24 protein-coding genes are annotated in these 21,953 nt (G+C 56.3%); 14 read left to right on the plus strand and 10 right to left on the minus strand.

Annotated elements, in window-relative coordinates:
* Positions 1-16: 16 nt before the first annotated feature.
* Positions 17-247, plus strand: a complete 231-nt coding sequence (locus DSM25558_RS04720) for a type II toxin-antitoxin system CcdA family antitoxin (protein WP_077102256.1) — start codon at positions 17-19, stop codon at positions 245-247.
* Entirely contained in the window at positions 247-543 is a 297-nt protein-coding gene (locus DSM25558_RS29755; RefSeq protein WP_077102258.1) for a CcdB family protein, read from the plus strand. The genes DSM25558_RS04720 and DSM25558_RS29755 overlap by 1 nt, the downstream gene beginning before the upstream one ends.
* A gap of 63 nt (positions 544-606) precedes the next feature.
* Here the strand turns inward: DSM25558_RS29755 and DSM25558_RS04730 are convergent, their stop codons facing one another.
* Both DSM25558_RS04730 and DSM25558_RS04735 read right to left on the minus strand, forming a co-directional pair.
* Positions 607-924 (minus strand): hypothetical protein, encoded by a 318-nt coding sequence (locus DSM25558_RS04730; protein WP_077102260.1) that lies wholly within the window; start codon positions 922-924, stop codon positions 607-609.
* Positions 925-1,011: 87 nt separating this feature from the next.
* Positions 1,012-2,451, minus strand: coding sequence for an aminotransferase-like domain-containing protein (locus tag DSM25558_RS04735; protein ID WP_371479461.1), 1,440 nt, complete (start codon positions 2,449-2,451; stop codon positions 1,012-1,014).
* 83 nt (positions 2,452-2,534) lie between these two features.
* On the opposite strand from DSM25558_RS04735, the gene DSM25558_RS04740 reads away from it, so the two are divergent.
* Positions 2,535-3,413 carry a DMT family transporter gene (locus tag DSM25558_RS04740; RefSeq protein WP_077102264.1) on the plus strand — a complete coding sequence of 293 codons (879 nt, stop codon included), beginning with the start codon at positions 2,535-2,537 and terminating at the stop codon, positions 3,411-3,413.
* Here the strand turns inward: DSM25558_RS04740 and DSM25558_RS04745 are convergent.
* From DSM25558_RS04745 to DSM25558_RS04755, 3 genes are all read right to left on the minus strand, one after another.
* Positions 3,410-4,504: a glycoside hydrolase family 25 protein gene (locus DSM25558_RS04745; RefSeq protein ID WP_077102267.1), complete on the minus strand. Its 1,095-nt coding sequence runs from the start codon at positions 4,502-4,504 to the stop codon at positions 3,410-3,412. The genes DSM25558_RS04740 and DSM25558_RS04745 overlap by 4 nt on opposite strands.
* 226 nt (positions 4,505-4,730) lie before the next feature.
* Positions 4,731-7,244: a methyl-accepting chemotaxis protein gene (locus DSM25558_RS04750; protein WP_159442475.1), complete on the minus strand. Its 2,514-nt coding sequence runs from the start codon at positions 7,242-7,244 to the stop codon at positions 4,731-4,733.
* A 187-nt stretch (positions 7,245-7,431) separates the two neighbouring features.
* Positions 7,432-8,502 carry an alpha/beta hydrolase family protein gene (locus DSM25558_RS04755; protein ID WP_077102362.1) on the minus strand — a complete coding sequence of 357 codons (1,071 nt, stop codon included), beginning with the start codon at positions 8,500-8,502 and terminating at the stop codon, positions 7,432-7,434.
* A gap of 143 nt (positions 8,503-8,645) precedes the next feature.
* Here DSM25558_RS04755 and DSM25558_RS04760 point away from each other — a divergent pair, with 143 nt between their 5' ends.
* The gene (locus DSM25558_RS04760; protein ID WP_077102270.1) at positions 8,646-9,698 is read left to right on the plus strand and encodes a helix-turn-helix domain-containing protein; all 1,053 of its coding nucleotides are present in this window, start codon (positions 8,646-8,648) and stop codon (positions 9,696-9,698) included.
* 32 nt (positions 9,699-9,730) lie between these two features.
* On the opposite strand, the gene DSM25558_RS04765 is transcribed toward DSM25558_RS04760, so the two are convergent.
* Entirely contained in the window at positions 9,731-10,834 is a 1,104-nt protein-coding gene (locus DSM25558_RS04765) for a TRAP transporter substrate-binding protein (RefSeq protein ID WP_077102272.1), read from the minus strand.
* 316 nt (positions 10,835-11,150) lie between these two features.
* On the opposite strand from DSM25558_RS04765, the gene mbfA reads away from it, so the two are divergent.
* Entirely contained in the window at positions 11,151-12,134 is a 984-nt protein-coding gene (gene mbfA / locus DSM25558_RS04770) for an iron exporter MbfA (RefSeq protein ID WP_077102274.1), read from the plus strand.
* Positions 12,135-12,172: 38 nt separating this feature from the next.
* Here the strand turns inward: mbfA and DSM25558_RS04775 are convergent, their stop codons facing one another.
* A complete protein-coding gene (locus DSM25558_RS04775) occupies positions 12,173-12,571 on the minus strand; it encodes a RidA family protein (protein WP_077102276.1) in 399 nt (132 codons plus the stop codon).
* Positions 12,572-12,773: 202 nt separating this feature from the next.
* Here DSM25558_RS04775 and DSM25558_RS04780 point away from each other — a divergent pair, with 202 nt between their 5' ends.
* On the plus strand, positions 12,774-13,367 hold the full coding sequence (locus DSM25558_RS04780; protein ID WP_077102278.1) for a TetR/AcrR family transcriptional regulator: 594 nt from the start codon (positions 12,774-12,776) through the stop codon (positions 13,365-13,367).
* A 15-nt stretch (positions 13,368-13,382) separates the two neighbouring features.
* Here DSM25558_RS04780 and DSM25558_RS04785 read toward each other — a convergent pair whose 3' ends face one another.
* Both DSM25558_RS04785 and DSM25558_RS04790 read right to left on the minus strand, forming a co-directional pair.
* Complete coding sequence (locus DSM25558_RS04785) at positions 13,383-13,997, minus strand: transglutaminase-like cysteine peptidase (RefSeq protein ID WP_077102280.1); 615 nt, start codon at positions 13,995-13,997, stop codon at positions 13,383-13,385.
* A 119-nt stretch (positions 13,998-14,116) separates the two neighbouring features.
* Entirely contained in the window at positions 14,117-14,905 is a 789-nt protein-coding gene (locus tag DSM25558_RS04790) for an alpha/beta hydrolase (RefSeq protein WP_077102364.1), read from the minus strand.
* A gap of 186 nt (positions 14,906-15,091) precedes the next feature.
* Here DSM25558_RS04790 and infC point away from each other — a divergent pair, with 186 nt between their 5' ends.
* From infC to pheT, 8 genes are all read left to right on the plus strand, one after another.
* Entirely contained in the window at positions 15,092-15,628 is a 537-nt protein-coding gene (gene infC / locus DSM25558_RS04795) for a translation initiation factor IF-3 (RefSeq protein WP_067649815.1), read from the plus strand.
* Positions 15,629-15,822: 194 nt separating this feature from the next.
* Entirely contained in the window at positions 15,823-16,026 is a 204-nt protein-coding gene (gene rpmI / locus DSM25558_RS04800; protein WP_045230036.1) for a 50S ribosomal protein L35, read from the plus strand.
* Positions 16,027-16,066: 40 nt separating this feature from the next.
* Positions 16,067-16,471 carry a 50S ribosomal protein L20 gene (gene rplT, locus DSM25558_RS04805; protein WP_045230035.1) on the plus strand — a complete coding sequence of 135 codons (405 nt, stop codon included), beginning with the start codon at positions 16,067-16,069 and terminating at the stop codon, positions 16,469-16,471.
* A 127-nt stretch (positions 16,472-16,598) separates the two neighbouring features.
* Positions 16,599-17,447, plus strand: coding sequence for a BUD32 family EKC/KEOPS complex subunit (locus tag DSM25558_RS04810; protein WP_077102282.1), 849 nt, complete (start codon positions 16,599-16,601; stop codon positions 17,445-17,447).
* 21 nt (positions 17,448-17,468) lie between these two features.
* On the plus strand, positions 17,469-18,551 hold the full coding sequence (gene pheS, locus DSM25558_RS04815; protein WP_077102284.1) for a phenylalanine--tRNA ligase subunit alpha: 1,083 nt from the start codon (positions 17,469-17,471) through the stop codon (positions 18,549-18,551).
* A 3-nt stretch (positions 18,552-18,554) separates the two neighbouring features.
* Positions 18,555-18,788, plus strand: a complete 234-nt coding sequence (locus DSM25558_RS04820; protein WP_077102286.1) for a DUF4160 domain-containing protein — start codon at positions 18,555-18,557, stop codon at positions 18,786-18,788.
* Entirely contained in the window at positions 18,772-19,050 is a 279-nt protein-coding gene (locus DSM25558_RS04825) for a DUF2442 domain-containing protein (RefSeq protein WP_077102288.1), read from the plus strand. The genes DSM25558_RS04820 and DSM25558_RS04825 overlap by 17 nt, the downstream gene beginning before the upstream one ends.
* A gap of 81 nt (positions 19,051-19,131) precedes the next feature.
* The gene (gene pheT, locus DSM25558_RS04830; protein ID WP_077102290.1) at positions 19,132-21,555 is read left to right on the plus strand and encodes a phenylalanine--tRNA ligase subunit beta; all 2,424 of its coding nucleotides are present in this window, start codon (positions 19,132-19,134) and stop codon (positions 21,553-21,555) included.
* Here the strand turns inward: pheT and DSM25558_RS04835 are convergent.
* Positions 21,552-21,947 (minus strand): tautomerase family protein, encoded by a 396-nt coding sequence (locus DSM25558_RS04835; protein ID WP_077102292.1) that lies wholly within the window; start codon positions 21,945-21,947, stop codon positions 21,552-21,554. The genes pheT and DSM25558_RS04835 overlap by 4 nt on opposite strands.
* Between the last annotated feature and the right edge of the window lie 6 nt (positions 21,948-21,953).

The following is a 21,953-nucleotide window of genomic DNA, read 5'->3' on the forward strand; positions in this document are numbered from 1 at the left end:
AAAGTCGGAGGTTGTCATGGTATCGACAGCAAGAAAAGCCGCCAATCTTTCCCTGGACAGTGTCCTTGTGGAACAGGCGCGCGAACTGAAGATCAATATTTCACGCGCGGCCGAAGACGGCATCACCTATGCCATCAAGGCGGAACGTGAGCGCCTTTGGCGGTTGGAAAATGTCGAAGCGATCAGGCTGTCCAATGACTATGTTGAAAAGCACGGTTTGCCACTCGCGCAATATCGCAAGTTCTAATGGCGCGGTTCGATATCTATCGTCTTAAGTCTGGCGGGTTGGTTGTCGATCTTCAAGCTACGATCATCGATGATTTGGATACGCGGGTTGTCGCGCCACTGTTAAGGCTCGAAGAATTTCCTAAACCGGTTGCCCGTCTCAACCCCAAATTTCAAGTTGACGGAACGATATGCATTATGGTCACACATATGTTGGGTACGATATCTTTGCGTGATGTACAGGAGACAATAGGACGATTGTCCGACGATGATCACTCAATTGTAGCGGCCACAGACTTTCTCTTCCAAGGGTTTTGATCTCAACAAAAAACCGCCTGCCTAAAGGCAAGCGGTTCTTCGATCATATAACAACCTAAGTTGTTATGGCTGTGTCGATGTGCCGCCAGTGGTCGGCGAAGCCGGGGCAGCGTTGTTGGTAGGTGCTGCTGGCGTCATCGGGACGGGCGCTGGAGCCTGATCGCTGACTGCTGGTGGTGTCGTAGACGACGTTGTGGTTGGGTCAGTTGTCGATGGAGCGCTCATCTGCATCCAGATGAAGCCACCGACCAACAGAACGGCGATTACCGCAACCCATGGAGCCCAGCCAGCAGACTTGCGGGCCGCTTCTGGCGTCGTGCGCAGTTCCGGACGGTCTGGACGAAGATTGGGGTCACGTGGAAGATTTGGATCGAATGTCATGGTGTTTTCTCCTCTCTTACTATGGGGAGAAAATGCGATTGTGCTTAATTGGTTCCAGAAATCTATAAATGGTAAAAACTGGTAGGTCTAAGGTGTCGTGCGCGTCCTATCGATCGCCTCACTCAAAACCTTCGTTAATTTGGGGTCGTCGCAATGCGAAACGTTGAACCGCATATGTGTCGATGCGGTGTACGACTGGCTGAAAATATTGCCCGGTGCCAGAACCACGTTTTTTAAAAGCGCATGACGGGCGACCGCCGCTGCATCGACCCCGTCGGGTAAGCTGCACCACAGAAATATACCCGATTGCGGTTCGATCCATGGCGTGATGCCGAGACCGCGAAGCCTTGCTTCTGTTTCCAGTCTTGCTCTGGACAGTCGCACTTTCACGGCCTCGATGTGACGCCGGTAGCTGCCATCTTTCAATGCCGCCAATACCACCGCCTCGCAAAGCTGGTTGCCGGAAAAATTCGTGGCGATCTTCAAGTCGGTTAACGGCTCGATCCACCGTTGCGGTGCTGCGATATAGCCGCAACGGACGGATGCTGAGAGCGTTTTAGAAAAACTGCCAATCTGCACGACGCGGTTCAGCCCATCGAAGGCCGCAAGTCTTGGCGCTTTTTGGTCTTCAAAATCTGCAAAAATATCGTCTTCGATGATCGTCAATCCGGCCCGTTCCGCCAGCGTCAGCACCCGATGCGCTATAACAGGGGAAAGAACCGCGCCGGTTGGGTTGTGAATTGCAGAATTGGTGATGTAGAGGCGAGGCTGATGCTCGCTCAACGCCTGTTCGAACAGCGCGACATCAGGCCCTGAAGGCGTGTAAGGCAGGCCGATGATCTTCACCCGGTGGGCGCGCAGCAGAGCGTGGAAATTGAAATAGCAAGGGTCATCGACCAGCACGGTCTGTCCCGGCTCCAGCAGAAAACGGCAGAGCAGATCGATAGCCTGTGTGCCGCTGTCCGTCAGCATGATGTGTTCGGGTGCCGCGTGCACACCATTTTCCGACAATCGCCGTGACAGCAGTTTTCGCAATGGCAGTAACCCAAGCGGCGTGCCGTAGTCGGTCAACAGGTCTGGCTCGGCACGCGCCACGCTGCGCATGGCTCGGCGTATCGTCTCTTCCGGCATCCATGAAGGCGGCATCCAGCCACAACCGGGTTTGATCATGCCATCCTGACCATCCAGCGCCAGGCGCGAGACCCAGAAGGGATCAACCGCACGGTCGAGCTTCGGGCCGATTTCGGCGAGCGAAAGAGGAGCGAGAGCGGCCGCCACATAAAATCCCGATCCCGGTCGGGAGTGAATGGTGCCCTCCGCCATGAGCCGCTCATAGGCTTCGACAACGGTCGAGGTCGAGACCAGCATGGTCTTTGCGAAGGCGCGAACGGATGGAAGTTTTGCTCCCGGTGCAAGGATGCGTGCAGAAATACGCTTACGAATTTCCGCCATCACGCTGTTGATGCGAGGCGCGTTATCGTGAGGTTTGTTCGAGGTCACATCCATCCGTATTGCTCTCGATGCCATAACGGTTTTATCAAACTGTACCGTACTGTCGCTGTCTGCACCATCCATTCCAACGCATAAATCCATCGAAATGGAGCGTTGAAATGGATAGGCAGTCGGCTGGTTGGGTGAACGGTTTTGTGGGTGTGGTTATTTTCAGCGGCTCTTTGCCCGCAACACGTTTGGCGGTCACGGGGTTCGATCCCGTGTTTCTGACCCTCGCGCGGGCCAGTATTGCCGGTTTGCTCGGGCTCGCGCTGCTTGCGGTCTTTCGACAGAAGCAGCCTGCGCGCGCCGATCTCGTGTCGCTGGCCATCGTTTCGCTAGGCGTCGTGGTCGGCTTCCCTCTGCTGACAGCCATGGCGTTGAAGCATATGACCTCGGCCCATTCCGTCGTCTTCGTGGGTCTGCTGCCCTTGGCGACGGCCATATTTGCCGTGCTGCGCGGAGGCGAGCGCCCGCGTCTGGCCTTCTGGCTTTACTCGTGTCTGGGCAGTGCATTGGTCGCTGGTTTTGCGATGATGCAGGGCGGTTCAGCGTCGCTGGCCGGCGATCTCCTGATGCTGGCAGCCATCGCGCTGTGCGGGTTGGGTTATGCCGAAGGTGCCGCCCTGTCGCGCAAGCTGGGCGGTTGGCAGGTCATTTCGTGGGCCCTGGTTTTGTCCCTGCCGGTCATGCTGCCGCTTGCGCTTTTCACCATGCCTGCTTCGTGGAGCAATATCGCCGGTGCCGCCTGGGGCGGACTTGTCTACGTATCGCTGTTCAGCATGTTGATCGGATTTGTCTTCTGGTATCGCGGTTTGGCGCTGGGCGGCATTGCCGCCGTTGGCCAGTTGCAACTGCTCCAGCCCTTTATGGGTCTCGTACTGGCAGCGAGCTTGCTGGGTGAAACCGTCAGTATTCCCATGCTGCTGACGACGCTTGGCGTCGTGGCCTGTGTCGTCGGCGCAAAGAAATCCGCTATGAAGCTGCATCCCCGTTAGCCATTGCCACGGCGCGATGTCCAGCGAAGCCAGCTTTCTTCGTTGCCGCTGAAGACGTTGAGGTCGATCTTGCCTTCGACGCCATGGGAAAGGCCAGAGCCGGAATATTGCCAGAACATCCATTTGCGGTCCGGATAGACCTTGGACGGATGCTGAGCCACGGCCCGCAGCCAGAACGGATAGTTCAGGAATTCACCGGACAGGTGGTCCTTGTAGAAATCCGGTGCCGTGTAAATGATCGGGCGCTGGCCGTAGTGGCGTTCCAGCATGTCCATGAAGACCTGCATCTTTTCCAGCACCTTGGCGCGCGGCAGGCGCATCTTGCAGCTGGATTCGCCGTTATATTCCACGTCGATGACGGGTGGCAGTGCGTCCGGGTCGCGCGGTACGTTACGAATGAACCAGTCCGCTTGCTGGCTTGCAGGGCGGCACCAGTAGAAGAAGTGGTATGCACCCCGGCGCAGCCCTGCTGCCTTGGAGCGGTTCCAGTTGGTCTTGAACATCGGGTCCAGATGATCACCACCATCGGTCGCCTTTATGAACGCGAAGTTGGCACCGCGTGATCTCAACCTTTCCCAATCGATATTACCCTGCCAGCGGGAAACATCAACGCCATGCACGGCGAAATGCCGTGGCGTAATCCTGCCGAAATTGATCGGCTTAGCATCGCTGAAATTGGACCGGAAGATGCGGGAGCGCACGGCTGGCCCGGCATTTATGGCAGGCGCTGCAGCCATAGCCATCTGCACCGATTTTTCATCTGGAAGGCCAACACCCGCCTGTGGAGACATGGAGGTGTCGATTTGGGGCACGGCACGGCGGGGTGCCGACTGTTGGTCCACAGCAGCAAAGGCTTTCGGTTCCTGTGGAACCGGTCCACCCCAGGCCAGAACCTTCTGGGCAGGTTCCGGGCGAAGCCGCGCTTGTGTTTGTCCAACACTGGCCTGCGGCACCGGTGCAGAGGGCGTGACGGAACTCGTGGTCTCTTTGGAAGGGATGCCAGCCATCAGACCTTCCGGCCCTGAACTGGATGTACAGCCCGTGATGGATAGGCAGGCTAGAATAATGGCTGGCACTGTCGATCGATGCATGAGAACCCGTACGCAAAACAGACGGGCAAGCACAAAATGCACCACCCTGGGACCGTGAAAAAAGATGACTAACGACAAATTATCAAAAAAGGCTGAATCCAATCTTTACGATCGGAAAATGATAAAAAACATGAGCTGACGTTTGCGTGAGACTATGGTGAGCATGACAGCAAAAAGCGCGGACGAAACCGCCCGCGCTCGAGTTCGAGTTTTCAGTCGTTTCTGGTCAGGCAGCGCGACGATGATCCCGGCGGCTATCCTGCGTCGTATCAAGACGGAACTGCTCCAGCAGACCCAGCAACTGATCCGTCTCTTCGTTCAGTTGCTCGCTGGCAGCACTTGTCTCTTCCACCATCGCGGCATTCTGCTGTGTCAACACATCCACTTCACCAACCGAGCTGTTGATTTGCTGCATGGCAACAGACTGGTCCTGCGAAGCCTGCGTGATCTGCTGAACATGCTCGCTGACATGGGAGATTTGCGTGCCGATCTGGGCTAGCGCTTCGCCTGTTTGGCTCACGAGGCTGGAACCGGCAGCAACCTCCTTGTTGGAAACCGCAATCAGTTGACGGATTTCCTTGGCGGCTGCGGCGGAGCGTTGCGCAAGCTCACGCACTTCATGGGCAACGACGGCAAAGCCCTTGCCCGCCTCTCCAGCGCGCGCTGCTTCAACACCCGCATTCAGAGCCAGCAGATTTGTCTGGAACGAAATGGAATCGATGACTTCGGTAATGTTGCCGATGGTCTTCGACGCATTCTCGATCCGCTCCATGGCAGAAATCGCATTGCCGACGATGACAAGTGATTCATCGGTATTGCGGCGTGTCTTGTCGACAATGGTGTTTGCTTCGCGGGCGCGGTCCACCGCGTTGCGCATGTTGGAGTTGACTTCATCAACGGCGGCGGCCGTTTCCTCCAGCGAGGCTGCCTGACGTTCCGTGCGGCGCGCCAGATCAACGGCGGATTCCGACATCTGCTGGGCATTTCCGCGAATAGCGCCGACGTTCTCGAGAATGCCGCCGATTGTCTCGCGCAGGCGCAGCATGGACTGGTTGAAGTCGACGCGAAGCTGCTCGAGACGGTCGCTGAATGGCGTATCGATGGTGGTGGAAATGTCGCCTGCGGACAGACGCTCCAGGCCACCGGCCAAGGCGGTCACGGCAAACTGGATTTGGCGGTCCAGCTCTTTACGCTCGGCATCGTTGGACTTACGCTGCGCTTCGGCAGAGGCGCGCTGTTCCTGCGTGGAGGCTTCAAGACGAATGCGCTCTTCGGCATTTTCCTTGAAGACCTCAAGCGCACGCGCCATGTCGCCGATTTCGTCGTGGCGGTTCTTGCCGGTAAGCGGAATGTCGATATCGCCCTTGGCCAGACGTTTCATGGAGCCGACAATCCCAAGGATCGGGCCCTTGAACGTCATGACCAGACCGATGCCGGCAAAGATGGCGACGAAGACGCCGATCACCATGGCAGACAGCGAGATGTCATCCGCCTTACTGCGCTCGGTATCGGCAGCCGTGCGTTGTTTCTCAGCAAAACTCGTCAAGCTGGCCCAAACGTTGCGGATCTCGTCTTCCGCCATGCGGAATGCGACCTGGCGCTGCTGCGACATGGCGAACAGGTCTGCCGATGCGCGATCCAGCTTGGTGGCCATGGCGTCAATCGACTCGGCGCTCTTGCGCGTCGCCTCAGACATCGTTCTGTCGCCCATCATCTCGCCAGCAGAGACGTTCAGGCGGAAAGCGACATCCCTGAATTTCTCAAGCGACGCCTTGGCAGGGGCGGCAACAAAGCCTGCCATTTCAAGCTCCAGATTTTTGGCGTCTTCTGCAATCTGTCGTGCGGTGGCAAGAAACGCCGTTGCCTGTTCGATGGGCTGGTCCAGCTTGCCGAAAACCTCGGTCGCCTGCCGTGATTTCACGGTGGCAAAACCCTGAAGGCGAATAGTGGAGGGTCGCATCAGATTGACCACGCGGTCGATCGCGCCAACCGTCGCGTCGTTGACGATGCCGATATCGAGCTGCGCACGGATCTGGGTCACGCCCTCGGCAAGCTGCTCGATAATCATTTTCTGATCGACGGAGGCTATAGCGACAAGTTCCTTGGCGGTTGTTTCCAGACTGCCGATCGCAGACTTCACAACAGCAGTCTTTTCTTCCGGCGATGTCGCCCTGTTAAAATCAGTGACGACAGTGGCGATGAGATTTGCACCGCGATTGAGTTTATCAGCCTCGCGCAACAGCAGCTTGGCCTTGGCCTCGTCGGTCTGGAGCGTATTTCTGATGTTGGTCGCGTTTGCCAGAAGGCCGTTCAGTTCCTTCTTGATGACCGAAAAGTCTGCATCCATGCCAGCGCGGAGTGCCTGCTCCTTCTGATGACTCGACCACAATTCATCGACTTGGTTGGTGATGATTTTCGTCCGGTCGATAGCATCTTTTATTTCAGTGGAATCGCCATCTTCCGCCGCGCGCAGGAAATTGGCCTGCTCTGCAAGCTGCCGGTGCAGGGTGGTCCGCGTTTCATCATTAGTGTTGGTAAGAAACGATGTCATGCCACCATATACTTCTTTGAACCCCGTTAAGGATTGAAGGATGGTGTTGGAAACATCCATGCGGCTTTGCAGCAGGTTTGATGCATACAAACCCGAAAATCCGACTGCAAGAATACTTGCTACGAATGGCGCTATGAACACGATGACTTTTGTTTGTATCTTAAAACGGGCGAGCAGATTATCGATCATCATTTTTTCCCCAAAGCCTTTTTGTGACTTTCAATTCTTCGCAGCCGAAAAAAACAGTGCGCTTCGACTTCTGCAACTGAGGTTTGAAAATAATGTTAATATTCAGTGAGTTCCGCCATGCGTGGTAAATGGGAAATGGAAGCCGGTGTCTATAAACCAGCTCCCATTTTTGTCCCTATGGACTCAATCAGTAACCGGCTTTCAGCGTTCGCTGGAAGGCACTCACGATCTTCGTCACCAGTTCCTCGTGAATATCCGCCCTGTCGCGCTTGGCCATCGGCTCACAAATCGGATCGATTTCACCGACTGATTTCAAAAATGCATCGGCATCTTTTTTGCAGACCGGCAGAAAGCTGAAATGGTTGCTGTCGTTGACCTGCATGTACGTGGCACTAGGCACGTCTTTGGCCAGTTGGTCCGAAAGCACGGAGACGGGAATTTCGCCGACACTGCCGAGATTGATGAAGGTCAGCGGAATATCGATGGCCTTCAAGCTGTCCTTCGTAAAGGCCACTTCCAACCCCGGATCGACAAGCACCGCCGAGCGGATGCGGGCGTCGTGGTTCGATTGTTCGAAACGCGCTTTGTCGACGCTGCGCAAATCGAACTTCGGCACATCGATTGGCTCATCGTTCTTGTAGCCGCGCCCACCTGCAAACCACTGGCAATCCATGGAGGTGGCATAGTCTACGCAATATTGCGCATAGGCGTCGAGATCGGCACGCGCACCTGCAAGCTCCATCGCCGCGCTGCCGCCGAGCGAAAAGCCGAGAACGCCGATGCGCTTGGCATCGACTGATCCAGACCATTCGGCACTGGTGGTCAGCGACGTGACGATGGTGGAGATGTCGTCTGTACGCTCCCAGATTTTCGGTGTGTCGGCAGGCGTGGAATCGCCGCTCGTCGTACCGGGGTGATCCGGTGCCGCAACAAGGAAACCCGCTTCAGCAAGTGCCGTTGCTATCCAGGCCATGCTAATCGCGCGTGAGCCAGAGCCATGCGATAGCAGCACCAAGGGCAGATGATCTCGCGGAAGAGAGGCGCCCTTGATGGCTGGCGCGCCGTCGAAGATTCGATTTTCTCCGACGCTGACCTTCTGGCTCTTACCGTCGGATGGATACCAGAGCGTGACGGATAGGTCCCTGTTGCGTGCGGGAGAATGAACAGTGATATCGCGCGTGCCAACGTTCTGGTCTGCGAGAGCTGGCTGGATGGCGAAGACTGACAAAAGAAGGGTAGCGGAGATAGTGGAGCGCATGGAAAGCCTCTTGGGGTTGGAATAACGAGGCCGTTGTCTGCGCGTCGCAAGTTTTTCACGCCCTGAAACATGTTTGAGGTCGTGCGCAAACGCGATCTGGTTCATGTAAGAAGGGTCATTGTTCCAGCTTAGGTTTTTCCGCCTTGCTTTTCCTGCCGCTACCTATTGTCGTCTCACTTTTTCTCTGGCTGATGCTGATCTCGATCCTTCGTGGAAATGGCGAAGGAAAGGCCAACCTGCCTTTTCTGGCGTTACTCGGGCTGAGCGCCATTCAGTCAACTCTTGTCGGTCTGCGTTGGGGTTATCATGTGGAGTTGCTGAAACCAGCCTTGCCCGTGATGGCATCGCTTTTGCCGCCGCTGGCCTATGCCAGTTTCCGAAGCTTGATGAATGGTTGGCGTTTGAAAAGCAGAGAGACGCTGTTCAGTATCACCTTGCCGCCATTGCTTATCATAGTGCTCTTGACGATTTACCCCCTTGCCATCGATTTGGCCCTCATTGGTCTCTTTGTAGGATATGCGTTTGCCATCGTTATGCTCGGAAGGCGTGGGCCAGATGGGTTGGAGGAGGCACAATTTGCCAGCGTCACATCTGTTCACCGCGCGCTCTACATCGCCGCTGCGGCTCTTTGCCTCTCCGCTTCCTTCGATGTTGTGATCCTTCTCGACTACGAATGGACGCGGGGTCAGAATGCTGGTGTCCTCATTAGCAATGGCAATGTGCTCGGCCTGCTCCTGATTGGGTTGACGGCATGGGTCGCGGGCGACAGCAAAGCGGAAAAGCTTTCGGCGCTAACGGAAGCAGAGCCAGTTAGGGCCACCACCGAAGACCACGAAATCATGGCCCGCCTGGAAGACCTGATGGCACGGCAGAAGTTTTACCGCGACGAAAACCTCAACCTCTCCCGTCTTGCTCGCAAAATGGCGTTGCCCAGCCGCCAGATTTCCAACGCCATCAACCGCGCGACGGGGGGAAACGTCTCGCAATATATCAACCAGTTACGAGTGAAAGATGCCTGCCGGCTGCTGGAGGAGACGGATCAGTCCGTCACATCGATCATGTTCGAAAGCGGCTTCCAGACCAAATCCAACTTCAACCGGGAATTTCGCCGCATCACCGGTATGAACCCGCTGGCATGGCGGGAGCGCGAGGTTTGGAAGCTGGTGTCCGCGCATAAAAATGGCCACCCGGCGTAACCGGATGGCCATCAAACATAGACAAAAGATGATTACAGATTGCCGTTGCGCTGCTGAATCATCATGTAGGTGTCGTAGGTGTATTCAGCGATCTGCGCCCAGAGATAGGCATCCTTCTTGAACGCCTGCTGGCTTTCGTAAATCTTCTTGAAGTTCTCGTTGACCGAGGAAATCTCAGCATAGGTTTCAAGCGCCGCCTTGTGGCAGACGTCGAGAATTTCCTGGCTAAACGGGCGAAGGATCGCGCCTTGGGCCACCAGTTCCTTCAACGCCTTCGGGTTGCGGGCATCGTAACGCTCCAGCATGGAGGCGCTGCCAGCCGCACAGGCATCCCTCAGAATGCGCTTGTAGTTGTCCGGCAGGCTGTTGAACTTTTCCAGGTTCACGAAGGCGTGGCAGGCCGGGCCACCTTCCCACCATGCGGGATAGTAATAGTATTTCGCGACCTTGTAGAATCCGAGCTTCTGGTCGTCATAGGGACCAACAAACTCCGTCGCGTCGATGGTGCCCTTTTCCAGCGCCGCATAGACGTCGCCGCCTGCGATCTGCTGGGGCGTGATGCCGACCTTTTGCATGACCTGACCGGTGAGGCCGGCAATGCGCATCTTCAGACCCTTGAGGTCATCGATCGTGTTGATTTCCTTGCGGAACCAGCCACCCATCTGCGCGCCGGTGTTGCCCAGCAGGATGGAGTAGATGTTGTGCTTAGCAAAGAACTCATTCATTAACTCGTTGCCGCCTGCCTGGTTGAACCAAGCATTCGTCTGACGTGCATTGAGGCCGAATGGGACAGATGTTCCGAGCGCAAAGGTCGGGTCTTTACCGACGTAATAGTATGAGCAGGTATGCGCCATTTCCACCGTGCCAGAGGTCACGGCATCTGCGGCCTGAAGGGCCGGAACGATCTCGCCACCGGCAAAATGCTGAATGGTGAAGTTGCCGCCGGATGCTTCCTTGACGTGGTCTGCAACGATCTGTCCGGCACCGAAAAGAATGTCGAGGCCTTTGGTGAAAGACGATGTCATACGCCAAGTGATCTTGGGGTTTTCCTGAGCGATAGCGGGCGCGGCAAGGGCGGTTGCTGTAACGCCTGCGCCAACGGCACCGGCCTTGCGGATGAATGATCTGCGATCCATGTCGATTGAGCCTTGAATATGAATATCTAGGGCGAACCGTATGGTACGCCTCCCGTCATCTACTAACCATGTCCGGTTGCAGCCTTCAAGATAATCTTGATGATATTGAGTCGGCAGTCTTTGTTTTGCAGTAAAACGAAAATGACATTTCAATCATGGGGCGAATTAGCATTCCTGCACAGCCCTGGGGCTTGTTGATGGGTGGCTCAGGCCAAACGGTTGCGATCCACATCGCCAAAATTAGAATTATTCTAAATTGGCTTGCGCTAACTTAATGCCGGTATTATTTAGAATTATTCTAAATCGGATGGTTCTCATGTTTCGCAGTCTGTTTTCACACTCCAAGCGCCCTTTCGCATCCCTGAGCGAACAGGAAATTCTCTCACTTGCCATCTCCTCTGAAGAAGATGACGCGCGTATCTACCGGTCCTATGCAGATCATTTGCGGGCGGATTATCCGCAGTCGGCGAAGGTTTTCGACGAGATGGCAGAGGTCGAGCATGCCCATCGCAACATGCTGATCGGCATGCATCAGGACAGATTTGGCGACACGATTCCACTGATCCGTCGCGAACATGTCAGCGGCTTTTATGAGCGCAAGCCGGACTGGCTGGTTAAGAACCTGTCTCTTGAGGCCATGCGGGAACAGGCCGAACGGATGGAAGACCAGGCCATCCGCTTTTACGACGAGGCCGTCAAACATGTGACCGATGCTTCCACCCGCAAATTGCTGGGCGATCTGGCTGAAGCGGAGCGTGGGCATCAGGACATTGCCGGAATGCTGGAAGGCAAACACTTGGCCGAAGAGGCCAAATCCGAAGAGGAGGAAACCGCCAAGCGTCGATTTCTGCTGACCTATGTCCAGCCGGGGCTGGCGGGCCTTATGGATGGATCGGTCTCGACACTGGCTCCTATCTTTGCAGCCGCCTTCGCCACTCAGGATACATGGCAGACATTTCTTATCGGCCTTTCGGCGTCTGTCGGTGCTGGCATTTCCATGGGTTTCACGGAAGCGGCGCATGATGATGGCAAGCTTTCCGGCCGTGGCTCACCCTTCAAGCGCGGTCTTGCATCCGGCATCATGACGGCAATCGGTGGCCTCGGCCACACGCTGCCTTATCTCATTCCACATTTCTGGACGGCAACCGCCGTTGCAGCTGTCATCGTCTTCATGGAACTCTGGGCAATCGCCTTCATCCAGAACCGCTACATGGAAACACCGTTCCTGCGGGCGGTCTTTCAGGTCGTACTAGGTGGTTCGCTGGTGCTGGCGGCAGGTATCATCATCGGTCATGGCTAAGATGTTGGGCTCAAAACGTCGCTTGAGCCCCACATCACTCATGCAGCCTGGGGAGCGCGGGCGATGACTTTGATCTCGAAGTCGAAACCCGCCAGCCAGTTCACGCCAACCGCAGTCCATGTGGGATAGGGCTTTTCACTGAAAGCCGTTGCCTTGACGGCCATGATCGTCTCGAACTGATTTTCCGGGTCGGTGTGGAACGTCGTGACATCGATGATGTCATCGAAAGTTGCGCCAGCGGCTGCCAGAACGGCCTTCAGATTGTCGAATGCAAGCTGCACCTGTTTGGCAAAATCCGGTTCGGCTGAACCATCGTCGCGGCTGCCGACCTGACCCGAGACGAACAGCAGGTCGCCGGAACGGACTGCTGCCGAATAGCCGTGCTTCTCATAAAGCGCGTGCCGATCGGCGGGGAAAATTGCGTCGCGTTTACTCATTTTTGAATACTCCAGAATTCAAGGCAGCAGCATCCATTCCCCGGCGCGATGCAATATGCGGGGGACGAGGTCTGATGGCCTGGCCTTTGATGACTTTACTGTACGGAACAAATTTTGATATACGCACCGTATGTCTAGATACTAAGCATACGGCGCGTATGTCTATAGGTATACGTGGCGTATGTTAGTTTGGGGATGAGATATGACACCGAAAACGCGGTCGCAAATGGTCGAGGAAACGCGTGCAAAACTCATCGCTGCTGCGCGAAAAGCCTTTGCATCAAAGGGTTATGCTGCATCCTCCATGGATGAGCTGACAGCGGAAGCCGGGCTGACGCGCGGAGCGCTCTATCATAATTTTGGCGACAAAAAGGGACTGCTTCAGGCCGTGATCGACCAGATCGATGCTGAAATGCTGGCGCGATTGTATGTCGTCCAGAAGGAAGCAGAGACACCCTGGCTTGGTCTGCTTGCCGAAAGCGTAGCCTATGTCGAAATGGCACTGGAGCCGGAAATACAGCGCATCATGCTGTTGGACGGCCCGGCAGTGTTGGGCGATCCCGCCAATTGGCCAAACCAGACGGCCTGCCTGAAGCGGATTGAGGAAACGGTTCAGTCGCTGGTCGATGACGGCACGTTGAAGCCAGTCGACGCAAGAGCCACGACATGGCTGCTGAATGGTGCCGTGTTGAACGCGGCGCTCTGGATCGCCGCTGCCGACGATCCGCGCGACGCCTTCCCGAAGGCCGTCCAGGCCTTCCGCCAACTGGCTTCGGGCTTGCTGGCGGAGGTTTGACACTCTGCTCGGATATTACCGTAGCGCGCCAACCAGAACGTCGCGGCCATCCTCGATGGAAACCCAGCGGCCCGTGTTGAACGAGGCCTGACGCTTGAGATACGTATAGTTCGTATCGGTCCACAGCTTCACGTCATCCGACAGGTTGTCGAGAATGAAGTCGCCGTCATTGGTGCGCAGTGTCAGCACCGCATGGCCTTCGCCATCGGGCTTGCGAACGACGGTGATCAAAAGGTCGGAAACGGCAAAGCCGCGTTCCATCAGTTTCCGGCGCTTCAAAAGCACGAAATCTTCACAGTCACCAGCGGTCTTGGGATATTCCCAGACTTCGTCTTTGCCATAAACTTCCAGGTCGGTCATGGCGATGATGGTGGAGTTTACTTCCTTGTTGATGTCGCGAACAACCTTCCATCCATACTCCGTCACGCGCGGAGGAGGTGTCAGCTTGCTGCGAATATCGCACTCGGACATATACTTCTGGCAGAACTCGTAATGACCGATAGGCTGGGACGTGATGCCACCGGTCACCATGGCCGGGCTACCCTTGTTCTCTGCCTGTGCGGAGGCCACAGAAAGTATTCCGGCCGCAACTGCCAGAAGCAGTGCCCGCGCCCGCGGTGCGTTCATCATGAAACCCGTCCCTTAAAATCTTAATGAAAAGTTAAGAGACGGCGGGGGTATGTGTCAATCAGAACTCGGTGTCCATGAACGCAAGATGAATAATATGGTTAAGAGCGTGACCGGTTTGCCTACAAAACAAGGCTTTTGGCCGCTGCCAGCATGCGTTCGATGTCCTGTGGACGCGACAGTCTGTGGTCGCCATCGCGAATAAGGCTCAAGACAACATCATCGGCGGGCAGATGCTCCAGCAGTTTGAGGGCGTGCGTGTAGGGTACATCCTCATCTTTCATCCCCTGTAGAATGTAAACCGGGCACCCTGTCTGGATAATGCCTTGCAACACGCGGTTGTTGCGTCCGTCCTCGATCAGGGCACGGGTAAAGATGTTCGGCTCCGGGCTATATTCGGACGGTTCTTCGAAGTAACCTCGCTCCCTCAGCGAGGCCTTTTCCTCTTCGGAAAGATTGGGCTCTATCAGTTCGGCGGTAAAATCCGGGGCAGGCGCGATGAGCAGCAGACCTGCAATGTCAGGACCGCCTTGCTGCTTGCGCAATTTTTCCACCAGCCGCAGCGCAATCCATCCCCCCATGGAAGAGCCGACGACGACGACGCGTTTTGGTGCCGTATGACGCAGCACGGCTATCGTTTCTTCCAGCCAGCGCGAGATCGTACCTTTGTTGAAGTCACCTTTGGATGCGCCGTGGCCGGAGTAATCAAGGCGAATACAGGCAAGACCATTCTGTTCGGCAAACCGGTCGAGCTCCACTGCTTTGGTGCCCGTCATGTCGGACCGATATCCGCCGAGCCAGACCAATGCAGGAGCATCGTCATTATGGGTCGCTGCGCGTGAGCGTATGGCGATGTCGCGGGCCTCATCGGCGGTACCAACCGTCAGGTATTCAATCGTTTGATCAGTCATATCGGTGAGAATCTCCTGCATTTTGCTCTCCATGTAGCGTAAATTCGGAAAAAGCACGACAGGAGGTGATTTTTTTGCGCGGGCATGCTATTGACTTCGCGGCGGCATTCACGACATTTCCGCCATTTGCACCGACAAGCTGGTTTTTGCCGACGCGATCCCGAAACAGATCAGGAGACTACGACCATTCGCAGACCGTTCAAAGCCGATGCCCCCGTCAAAGAGGGCCCGCGCTCCAACAGGGAAATTCGAATTCCCAAAATTCAGCTGATTGATGAAGAAGGCCAGAACCTTGGCGTCATGGCGACGGACCAGGCTCTGAAGATGGCGGAAGACGCCGGTCTCGATCTCGTTGAGATTTCGCCGAACGCAGAACCGCCCGTATGCAAAATTCTTGATCTCGGCAAGCTGAAGTATTCGTCGCAAAAAAAGGCGGCAGAAGCGCGCAAGAAGCAGAAGATCGTTGAGGTCAAGGAAATCAAGATGCGCCCTAACATCGACACCCATGACTATGAGGTGAAGATGAAGGCGATGAACCGTTTCTTTGACGAAGGCGACAAGGTAAAGGTGACACTGAAGTTCCGTGGCCGCGAAATGGCTCACCAGGAACTCGGCATGAAGCTTCTTCTGCAGGTTAAGGAAGACACCCTGGCGATTGCCAAGGTCGAAGCCGAACCGAAGCTGGAAGGCCGTCAGATGATGATGGTTCTGGCACCAAAATAATGTGAGAGCGTCTGTTTTGCAGGCGTTTTGACCAAACCGCAGGGGAATGTTTTATTCCCCGTTGCTCTTTTTCATAACTACGGTTATAGGAGCGCGTCCGAACGGTCCGGCAGGGCATGCCGAGTCCGTTCTAGAATAGCTTGAAAGCAGGCTTCGTCTGCCTGTCTTTCGATACAAAAAAATGGAGTAGCAAAATGCCCAAGATGAAGACGAAATCTGCCGCTAAAAAGCGGTTCAAGATCACAGGCACGGGCAAGGTTCTCGCAGCCGCCGCCGGTAAGCGCCACGGCATGATCAAACGGTCCAACAAGTTCATTCGCGACGCGCGCGGAACCATGGTTCTGGCCGAAGCTGACGCCAAGAAGGTCGTCAAGAACTATCTGCCGAACGGTCTTTAAGACTTTTCCGCACTTTTGGACATTTTAAGGAGATCATGACATGGCACGCGTAAAACGTGGCGTAACTTCCCGCGCCAAGCACACCAAGACACTCAAGGCAGCCAAGGGCTTCTACGGCCGCCGCAAGAATACAATCCGCGCAGCTAAGGCTGCTGTGGACCGTTCCAAGCAGTACGCTTACCGCGACCGCAAGGTTAACAAGCGCAACTTCCGCGCTCTGTGGATTCAGCGTATCAATGCTGCTGTTCGCGAATTCGGCCTGACCTATGGCCGCTTCATCGACGGCCTCAACAAGGCTGGCATCGAAGTCGACCGCAAGGTTCTGTCGGACATGGCTATCCATGAGCCAGCAGCATTCGGCGTTCTCGTAGACAGCGCCAAGAAGGCTCTTGAGTACCTCAAGGATGCCGGCACCACCAACGAATTTGAAACCGCTGTAAAGTAATTACGGCGCGAACAAATTGTTGTTCATTTTGAAACCCGCGCCGGGCCATCGGTGCGGGTTTTTTCGTTTCGATCAAGGTCTTATGTAAATCGCAAAGCGGACATTATGCCCGCATATGAGTTTCTGAATGCTGGAAGCCGCCGATCCACAGGAGCAAGCACAGGGATTTCACGTCCACCTCGAGGACGCGGATATTGCTGCCTTGATGCAGGTGCTGCTGACGAGTGACGGACGGATACAGCAACTGAACCTTTCGGTCGGCTCTGTCTGGATCAAAAGGCAGGGCACCGAACAAGCGCCGTGGTGGATAAAGCTTCAGGCGCTAGCGGCGGCGGCCCTGCCGTATAAGTTTCTAAAGCCGTCCCCCATTCTCAAGCCTGTCGACATGATGGAGCGTGAAAAGCGGCGGATGATCGAATTCGGCGAAAAGGGTTTCCCCGTCCCCGACATCATCTATTCCTCGCAGACGGCCATCGTCATTTCCGATGTCGGCCCCACCGTCCAGCGCATTTTGAAAATGAAAAGTCGTGCTGGGGAGAGCGACCATGACACCCTTCTCATCGACTGCGCCGCAGCGATCGGCGACCTGCACGCTGCTGGCTTGTGCCACGGGCGCCCACATGTGCGGGATTTCTTCTTGCGCGATGGTCGCATCGGTTTCATGGACTTCGAAGAAGAGCCACAAGCCGTCATGCCGCTTGAAACCGCGCAGGCGCGGGATATCTGGCTGCTGTTTTTGCCCATGACCACCCTCGCCAAGAATGGCAGGGAGACACTCGATGCCGCCTACAAAGCCTGGGCAACGCGCGCGCCGGAGGCGGCAATCGTAGAATTGCGCAGGCTGGTGCGGGTTCTAGGCCGTTTTTTGCCGCTCGCCCGGTTGATTGGGCGCGTGCAGATGGGTAGTGATCTGCAACGCTTTATCGAGGCGACCGACTATCTGAAGAACGCCGTTGAAACCGAAGCCGCAGGCTAAAGCCCGGCGAGGCAGGAAAATATGACCGAACTTGATACCTTGAAATCGCAATTGATATCGGAAATCACGGCTGCCGGCGATGAAGCGTCAATAGAAGCCGTGCGCGTGTCAGCACTGGGTAAAAAGGGCTCGGTCTCCGATCTCTTGAAGACGCTGGGCTCGATGACGCCGGAGGAGCGCCAGACGCGTGGTGCCGCCATCAACCAGCTCAAGAGCGAAGTGACGGATCTCATCTCTGCCCGCAAGGCCGAGTTGAAGGACGCCGCTATCTCGACGCGCCTCGCGGCTGAAACATTGGATGTCAGCCTGCCGGTGCGCCAGTCGCCAGCAGAGCGCGGGCGTATCCATCCAATCAGCCAGATCGTCGATGAGATCACGGCTATCTTCGCCGATATGGGTTTCTCCATTGCCGAAGGCCCGGATATCGAAACCGACTATTACAATTTCACGGCACTAAACTTCCCCGAAGGCCACCCGGCCCGCGAAATGCACGACACCTTCTTCTTCCAGCCGGACGATAACGGTGAGCGCAAGGTGCTGCGCACGCACACCTCGCCGGTGCAGGTGCGCACCATGGAAGCCCAGAAACCACCGATCCGCATCGTCATTCCCGGTAAGACCTACCGTCAGGATTCGGATGCCACCCACTCGCCGATGTTCCATCAGGTCGAAGGCCTGGTCATAGACAAGAAGTCCAATGTTGGCAATCTGCGCTGGGTTCTGGAAGAGTTCTGCAAGACCTTCTTCGAGGTCGACAGCGTCGTGATGCGCTTCCGCCCGTCCTTCTTCCCCTTCACGGAGCCAAGCTTCGAAGTGGATATCCAGTGCGACCGCTCCGGCCCCATCGTCAAGTTCGGCGAAGGCAAGGACTGGATGGAAATCCTCGGCTGCGGCATGGTTCACCCCAACGTCCTGCGCGCTGGCGGGCTGGACCCGGATGAATACCAAGGCTTTGCCTGGGGCATGGGCCTGGACCGCATCGCCATGCTGAAATATGGGATGCCCGACCTGCGCGATTTCTTCAACGCCGACGTCCGCTGGATAACCCACTATGGCTTCCGCCCGCTCGACATGCCGACCTTGTTCGGCGGTTTGAGCGCTTAAGTTATGCCGACCGTTCTTCGCAAATATGGCTTCCGTTTTCACTTCTACTCAGGTGATGGCCATGAGCCGCCGCACATTCATATTGATGGAAGCGGTGGCGAAGCGAAGGTTTGGTTGGATGCTGTGAGACTAGCACAGGCAAAGGGCTTCAATCAGCGAGATATCGCTCGTATATTGGAAACGGTTGAGGAACACAGGGACCAGATGATGGAGGCGTGGCATGACTACTTCGGATGACGCATACCCAGAAAGCGATCGCCCCGTCGAAGCATGGTGCGATCCGCATGAGGTCCATGTTCGCCTAGCAGATGGTAGACACGTTTCCACGCCGCTCTGGTGGTATCCAAGGCTCTTGAAAGCGACACCTGCTCAGCGCAACACGGTTGAATTGATGCTTGCAGGCGTGCATTGGCCAGAGGTCGATGAGGACCTTTCCGTCGATGGCATGCTGAAAGGTCGCAAGGCTCCAGGTGCTAAAGAACCGCAGAAAGCCGCATGATTTTACAAAGCGGTTTTGTGAAGACGAATTGCCCCAGATCGCCAGTCCAGAAGAGACAAATACCGTTAAGGACAGACACACATGAAATTCACACTCTCCTGGCTGAAAGAGCATCTCGAAACCGATGCGTCTCTCGAACAGATTTGCGAGCGCCTGACCGCCATCGGTCTCGAAGTCGAGGACGTGGATGACAAGGCGGCTTACAAGCCCTTCGTCATCGCCAAGATTCTGACGGCTGAAAAGCACCCGGAAGCTGACCGTCTCAGGGTGCTGTCCGTCGATGCGGGTGATGGCAAGCCGGTGCAGATCGTCTGCGGTGCGCCGAATGCGCGTGCCGGTCTCGTCGGCGCTCTGGCGCGTCCGGGCGACTATGTGCCGGGCATCGATGTGACGCTGGCCGTCGGCAAGATTCGCGGCGTGGAAAGCCATGGCATGATGTGCTCCGAAAAGGAGCTCAACATGTCCGATAGTCACGATGGCATCATCGATCTGCCAGAAGATGCGCCGGTGGGTACATCCTTCGCGACCTATGCCGGTCTTGACGATCCTGTCATTGAAATCAACCTGACACCTAACCGTCCGGATTGCACCTCGATCTATGGCATCGCGCGCGATCTGGCTGCGTCCGGTCTCGGCACGTTGAAGACAAAGCCTGCGCCAAGCTTCAAGGTAGAAGGCACCACCTCCGTGGATGTGAGCCTTGATCTGGATGACGCGGCGCTCTGCCCCGGTTTCGGCCTGCGTCTTGTGCGCGGCGTGAAGAACGGCGCCAGCCCCAAATGGATGCAGCAGCGCCTTCTCGCCATCGGCTTGCGTCCTATCAACGCGCTGGTGGATATCACCAACTACATGACCTTCGATCAGGGTCGCCCCATGCACGTCTTCGACGCGGCCAAGGTCAAGGGCAATCTCGTCGTGCGTCGCGCCAAAGATGGCGAAACAATTCTTGCGCTCGATCAGCGCGAATACAAGCTCGGCCCGACCAATGTGGTGATTGCCGATGATAACGGCATCGAATCCATCGGCGGCGTCATGGGCGGTGAGCATTCGGGTTGCGATGAAAACACCACGGATGTGCTGATCGAATCGGCGCTTTGGGACCCGATCAACATCGCCAAGACCGGTCGTTCGCTCGGCATCATTACCGATGCGCGCTACCGTTTCGAGCGTGGCGTTGATCCCGAATATATGGTGCCGGGTCTGGAGCGCACGACCGAACTGGTGCTGGATCTCTGCGGCGGCACGGCAGCAGAAGCGAAGGTCGTCGGCTACAAAGGTTTCGAGCCGAAATGGATCGATTTCCCGCTCTCCGAAGTCAAACGCCTGACGGGTCTGGATGTTTCGGCGCAGGAAACTCTCGAAATCCTCAAGGGTCTCGGTTTCGGCATCGAAGGTTCGGGCGAGCGCGTCAGCGTCTCGGCGCCCTCTTGGCGTCCGGATGTCGATGGCAAGGCCGATCTGGTGGAAGAGGTCATGCGCATTCATGGCGTCGATAACATCAAGCCAGAACCGCTGGAAAGCTTCGGCGCAGTCAATGGCCGTATTCTGACGACGCTGCAAATCCGCACCCGCACGGCCAAGCGTTCGCTTGCCAGCCGTGGCATGCTGGAGGCAGTCACCTGGTCGTTCATTCCAGAAGCGCAGGCAAAGCTGTTCGGCGGTGGTTCTCCCGCGCTGAAGCTTGCTAACCCCATCGCCGCCGATATGTCGGACATGCGCCCTTCGCTGCTGCCCGGCCTGTTGACGGCTGCCCAGCGCAATGCCGACAAGGGCCACGGCGATGTGGCAATCTTTGAAGTCTCAGGCACCTATGAAGGTGACACACCGGAGGCACAACGCCGCGTCGCCGGTGGCGTTCGCCGCGGCACCGCATCGCTGGCTGGTTCCGGTCGCATGTGGTCCAATACGGCCAAGGGCGGCGGCAAGCCGGTGGATGTCTATGATGCCAAGGCTGATGCGCTGGCGGTTATCGAAGCCTGCGGCCTGCCGATGAGCAATGTGCAAATTGAAGCAGGCGCACCCGGCTGGTATCACCCCGGTCGTTCCGGCACGATCAAGATGGGGCCGAAAGTCATCTTGGGTTATTTCGGTGAATTCCACCCGAAGACCCTTTCCGAACTGGATGTCTCCGGTGCCTATGCAGGTTTCGAGATCTATCTCGACGCCATGCCCGAGCCGAAGAAGAAGGCGACGCGCACCAAGCCAGCGTTGGAACTTTCGCCGTTCCAGACCGTCAAACGTGACTTCGCATTCGTGGTGGACCGCTCCGTCGAAGCCAGCTCCATCATAAAAGCCGCAACCAGCGCCGACCGTAAGCTCGTCACCGGCGTCAATGTCTTCGACGTCTTCGAAGGCGCATCCGTCGGCGAGAACAAGAAGTCCATCGCCATCGAAGTCCAGATCCAGCCGGTCGACAAGACCCTGACGGATGAGGATTTCGAAGCCCTGACAGCCAAGATCGTCGGCAATGTCGAGAAATCGACGGGCGGCGTGCTGCGCGCTTAAGCAGCGTGGTGATAACGCCGCTCTTGCGTCTGGCCGCCATAACCATAGGCGGACGCACGCACGTCCTGGACATAAATATAGCTCTCCTCGTGAAGGTTTCCGAGGAGAGCTGAAAAGCCTTTGAACACCTCGGCGATGTAGGCTGCCTTTTCGGCTTTGGTATTTGTCTCATCCGTAATTTTGATATCGAGATAGACGCTGGACTTTCTTTGCTGGGCCAGCGTCTTTCCGCCCACGATCCAGTCGCGCGGATCGAGATATTCGATCGTAATGGCTGTAAGGGTCGGGTTCTTGCCCAGAATGCGATGAGTCAACGCCGATAACAGCTCGTAGATTTTTGCCGTCATCTCCTCGGACTGCTCGACACTCACTTTAACATTTAAAATCGGCATCTTGTT

The sequence above is a fragment of the Agrobacterium sp. DSM 25558 genome (assembly GCF_900100825.1).
Taxonomy (GTDB): domain Bacteria; phylum Pseudomonadota; class Alphaproteobacteria; order Rhizobiales; family Rhizobiaceae; genus Agrobacterium.

What these genes read in the sequence shown, in the direction of transcription:
- DSM25558_RS04720 (WP_077102256.1), top strand. Translation starts at nt 17, where the DNA reads ATGGTATCGACAGCAAGAAAAGCCGCCAATCTTTCCCTGGACAGTGTC.
- DSM25558_RS29755 (WP_077102258.1), top strand. Translation starts at nt 247, where the DNA reads ATGGCGCGGTTCGATATCTATCGTCTTAAGTCTGGCGGGTTGGTTGTC.
- DSM25558_RS04730 (WP_077102260.1), bottom strand. Translation starts at nt 924, where the DNA reads ATGACATTCGATCCAAATCTTCCACGTGACCCCAATCTTCGTCCAGAC.
- DSM25558_RS04735 (WP_371479461.1), bottom strand. Translation starts at nt 2,451, where the DNA reads ATGGCATCGAGAGCAATACGGATGGATGTGACCTCGAACAAACCTCAC.
- DSM25558_RS04740 (WP_077102264.1), top strand. Translation starts at nt 2,535, where the DNA reads ATGGATAGGCAGTCGGCTGGTTGGGTGAACGGTTTTGTGGGTGTGGTT.
- DSM25558_RS04745 (WP_077102267.1), bottom strand. Translation starts at nt 4,504, where the DNA reads ATGCATCGATCGACAGTGCCAGCCATTATTCTAGCCTGCCTATCCATC.
- DSM25558_RS04750 (WP_159442475.1), bottom strand. Translation starts at nt 7,244, where the DNA reads ATGATCGATAATCTGCTCGCCCGTTTTAAGATACAAACAAAAGTCATC.
- DSM25558_RS04755 (WP_077102362.1), bottom strand. Translation starts at nt 8,502, where the DNA reads ATGCGCTCCACTATCTCCGCTACCCTTCTTTTGTCAGTCTTCGCCATC.
- DSM25558_RS04765 (WP_077102272.1), bottom strand. Translation starts at nt 10,834, where the DNA reads ATGGATCGCAGATCATTCATCCGCAAGGCCGGTGCCGTTGGCGCAGGC.
- mbfA (WP_077102274.1), top strand. Translation starts at nt 11,151, where the DNA reads ATGTTTCGCAGTCTGTTTTCACACTCCAAGCGCCCTTTCGCATCCCTG.
- DSM25558_RS04775 (WP_077102276.1), bottom strand. Translation starts at nt 12,571, where the DNA reads ATGAGTAAACGCGACGCAATTTTCCCCGCCGATCGGCACGCGCTTTAT.
- DSM25558_RS04780 (WP_077102278.1), top strand. Translation starts at nt 12,774, where the DNA reads ATGACACCGAAAACGCGGTCGCAAATGGTCGAGGAAACGCGTGCAAAA.
- DSM25558_RS04785 (WP_077102280.1), bottom strand. Translation starts at nt 13,997, where the DNA reads ATGATGAACGCACCGCGGGCGCGGGCACTGCTTCTGGCAGTTGCGGCC.
- DSM25558_RS04790 (WP_077102364.1), bottom strand. Translation starts at nt 14,905, where the DNA reads ATGACTGATCAAACGATTGAATACCTGACGGTTGGTACCGCCGATGAG.
- rpmI (WP_045230036.1), top strand. Translation starts at nt 15,823, where the DNA reads ATGCCCAAGATGAAGACGAAATCTGCCGCTAAAAAGCGGTTCAAGATC.
- rplT (WP_045230035.1), top strand. Translation starts at nt 16,067, where the DNA reads ATGGCACGCGTAAAACGTGGCGTAACTTCCCGCGCCAAGCACACCAAG.
- DSM25558_RS04810 (WP_077102282.1), top strand. Translation starts at nt 16,599, where the DNA reads ATGCTGGAAGCCGCCGATCCACAGGAGCAAGCACAGGGATTTCACGTC.
- pheS (WP_077102284.1), top strand. Translation starts at nt 17,469, where the DNA reads ATGACCGAACTTGATACCTTGAAATCGCAATTGATATCGGAAATCACG.
- DSM25558_RS04820 (WP_077102286.1), top strand. Translation starts at nt 18,555, where the DNA reads ATGCCGACCGTTCTTCGCAAATATGGCTTCCGTTTTCACTTCTACTCA.
- DSM25558_RS04825 (WP_077102288.1), top strand. Translation starts at nt 18,772, where the DNA reads ATGACTACTTCGGATGACGCATACCCAGAAAGCGATCGCCCCGTCGAA.
- pheT (WP_077102290.1), top strand. Translation starts at nt 19,132, where the DNA reads ATGAAATTCACACTCTCCTGGCTGAAAGAGCATCTCGAAACCGATGCG.
- DSM25558_RS04835 (WP_077102292.1), bottom strand. Translation starts at nt 21,947, where the DNA reads ATGCCGATTTTAAATGTTAAAGTGAGTGTCGAGCAGTCCGAGGAGATG.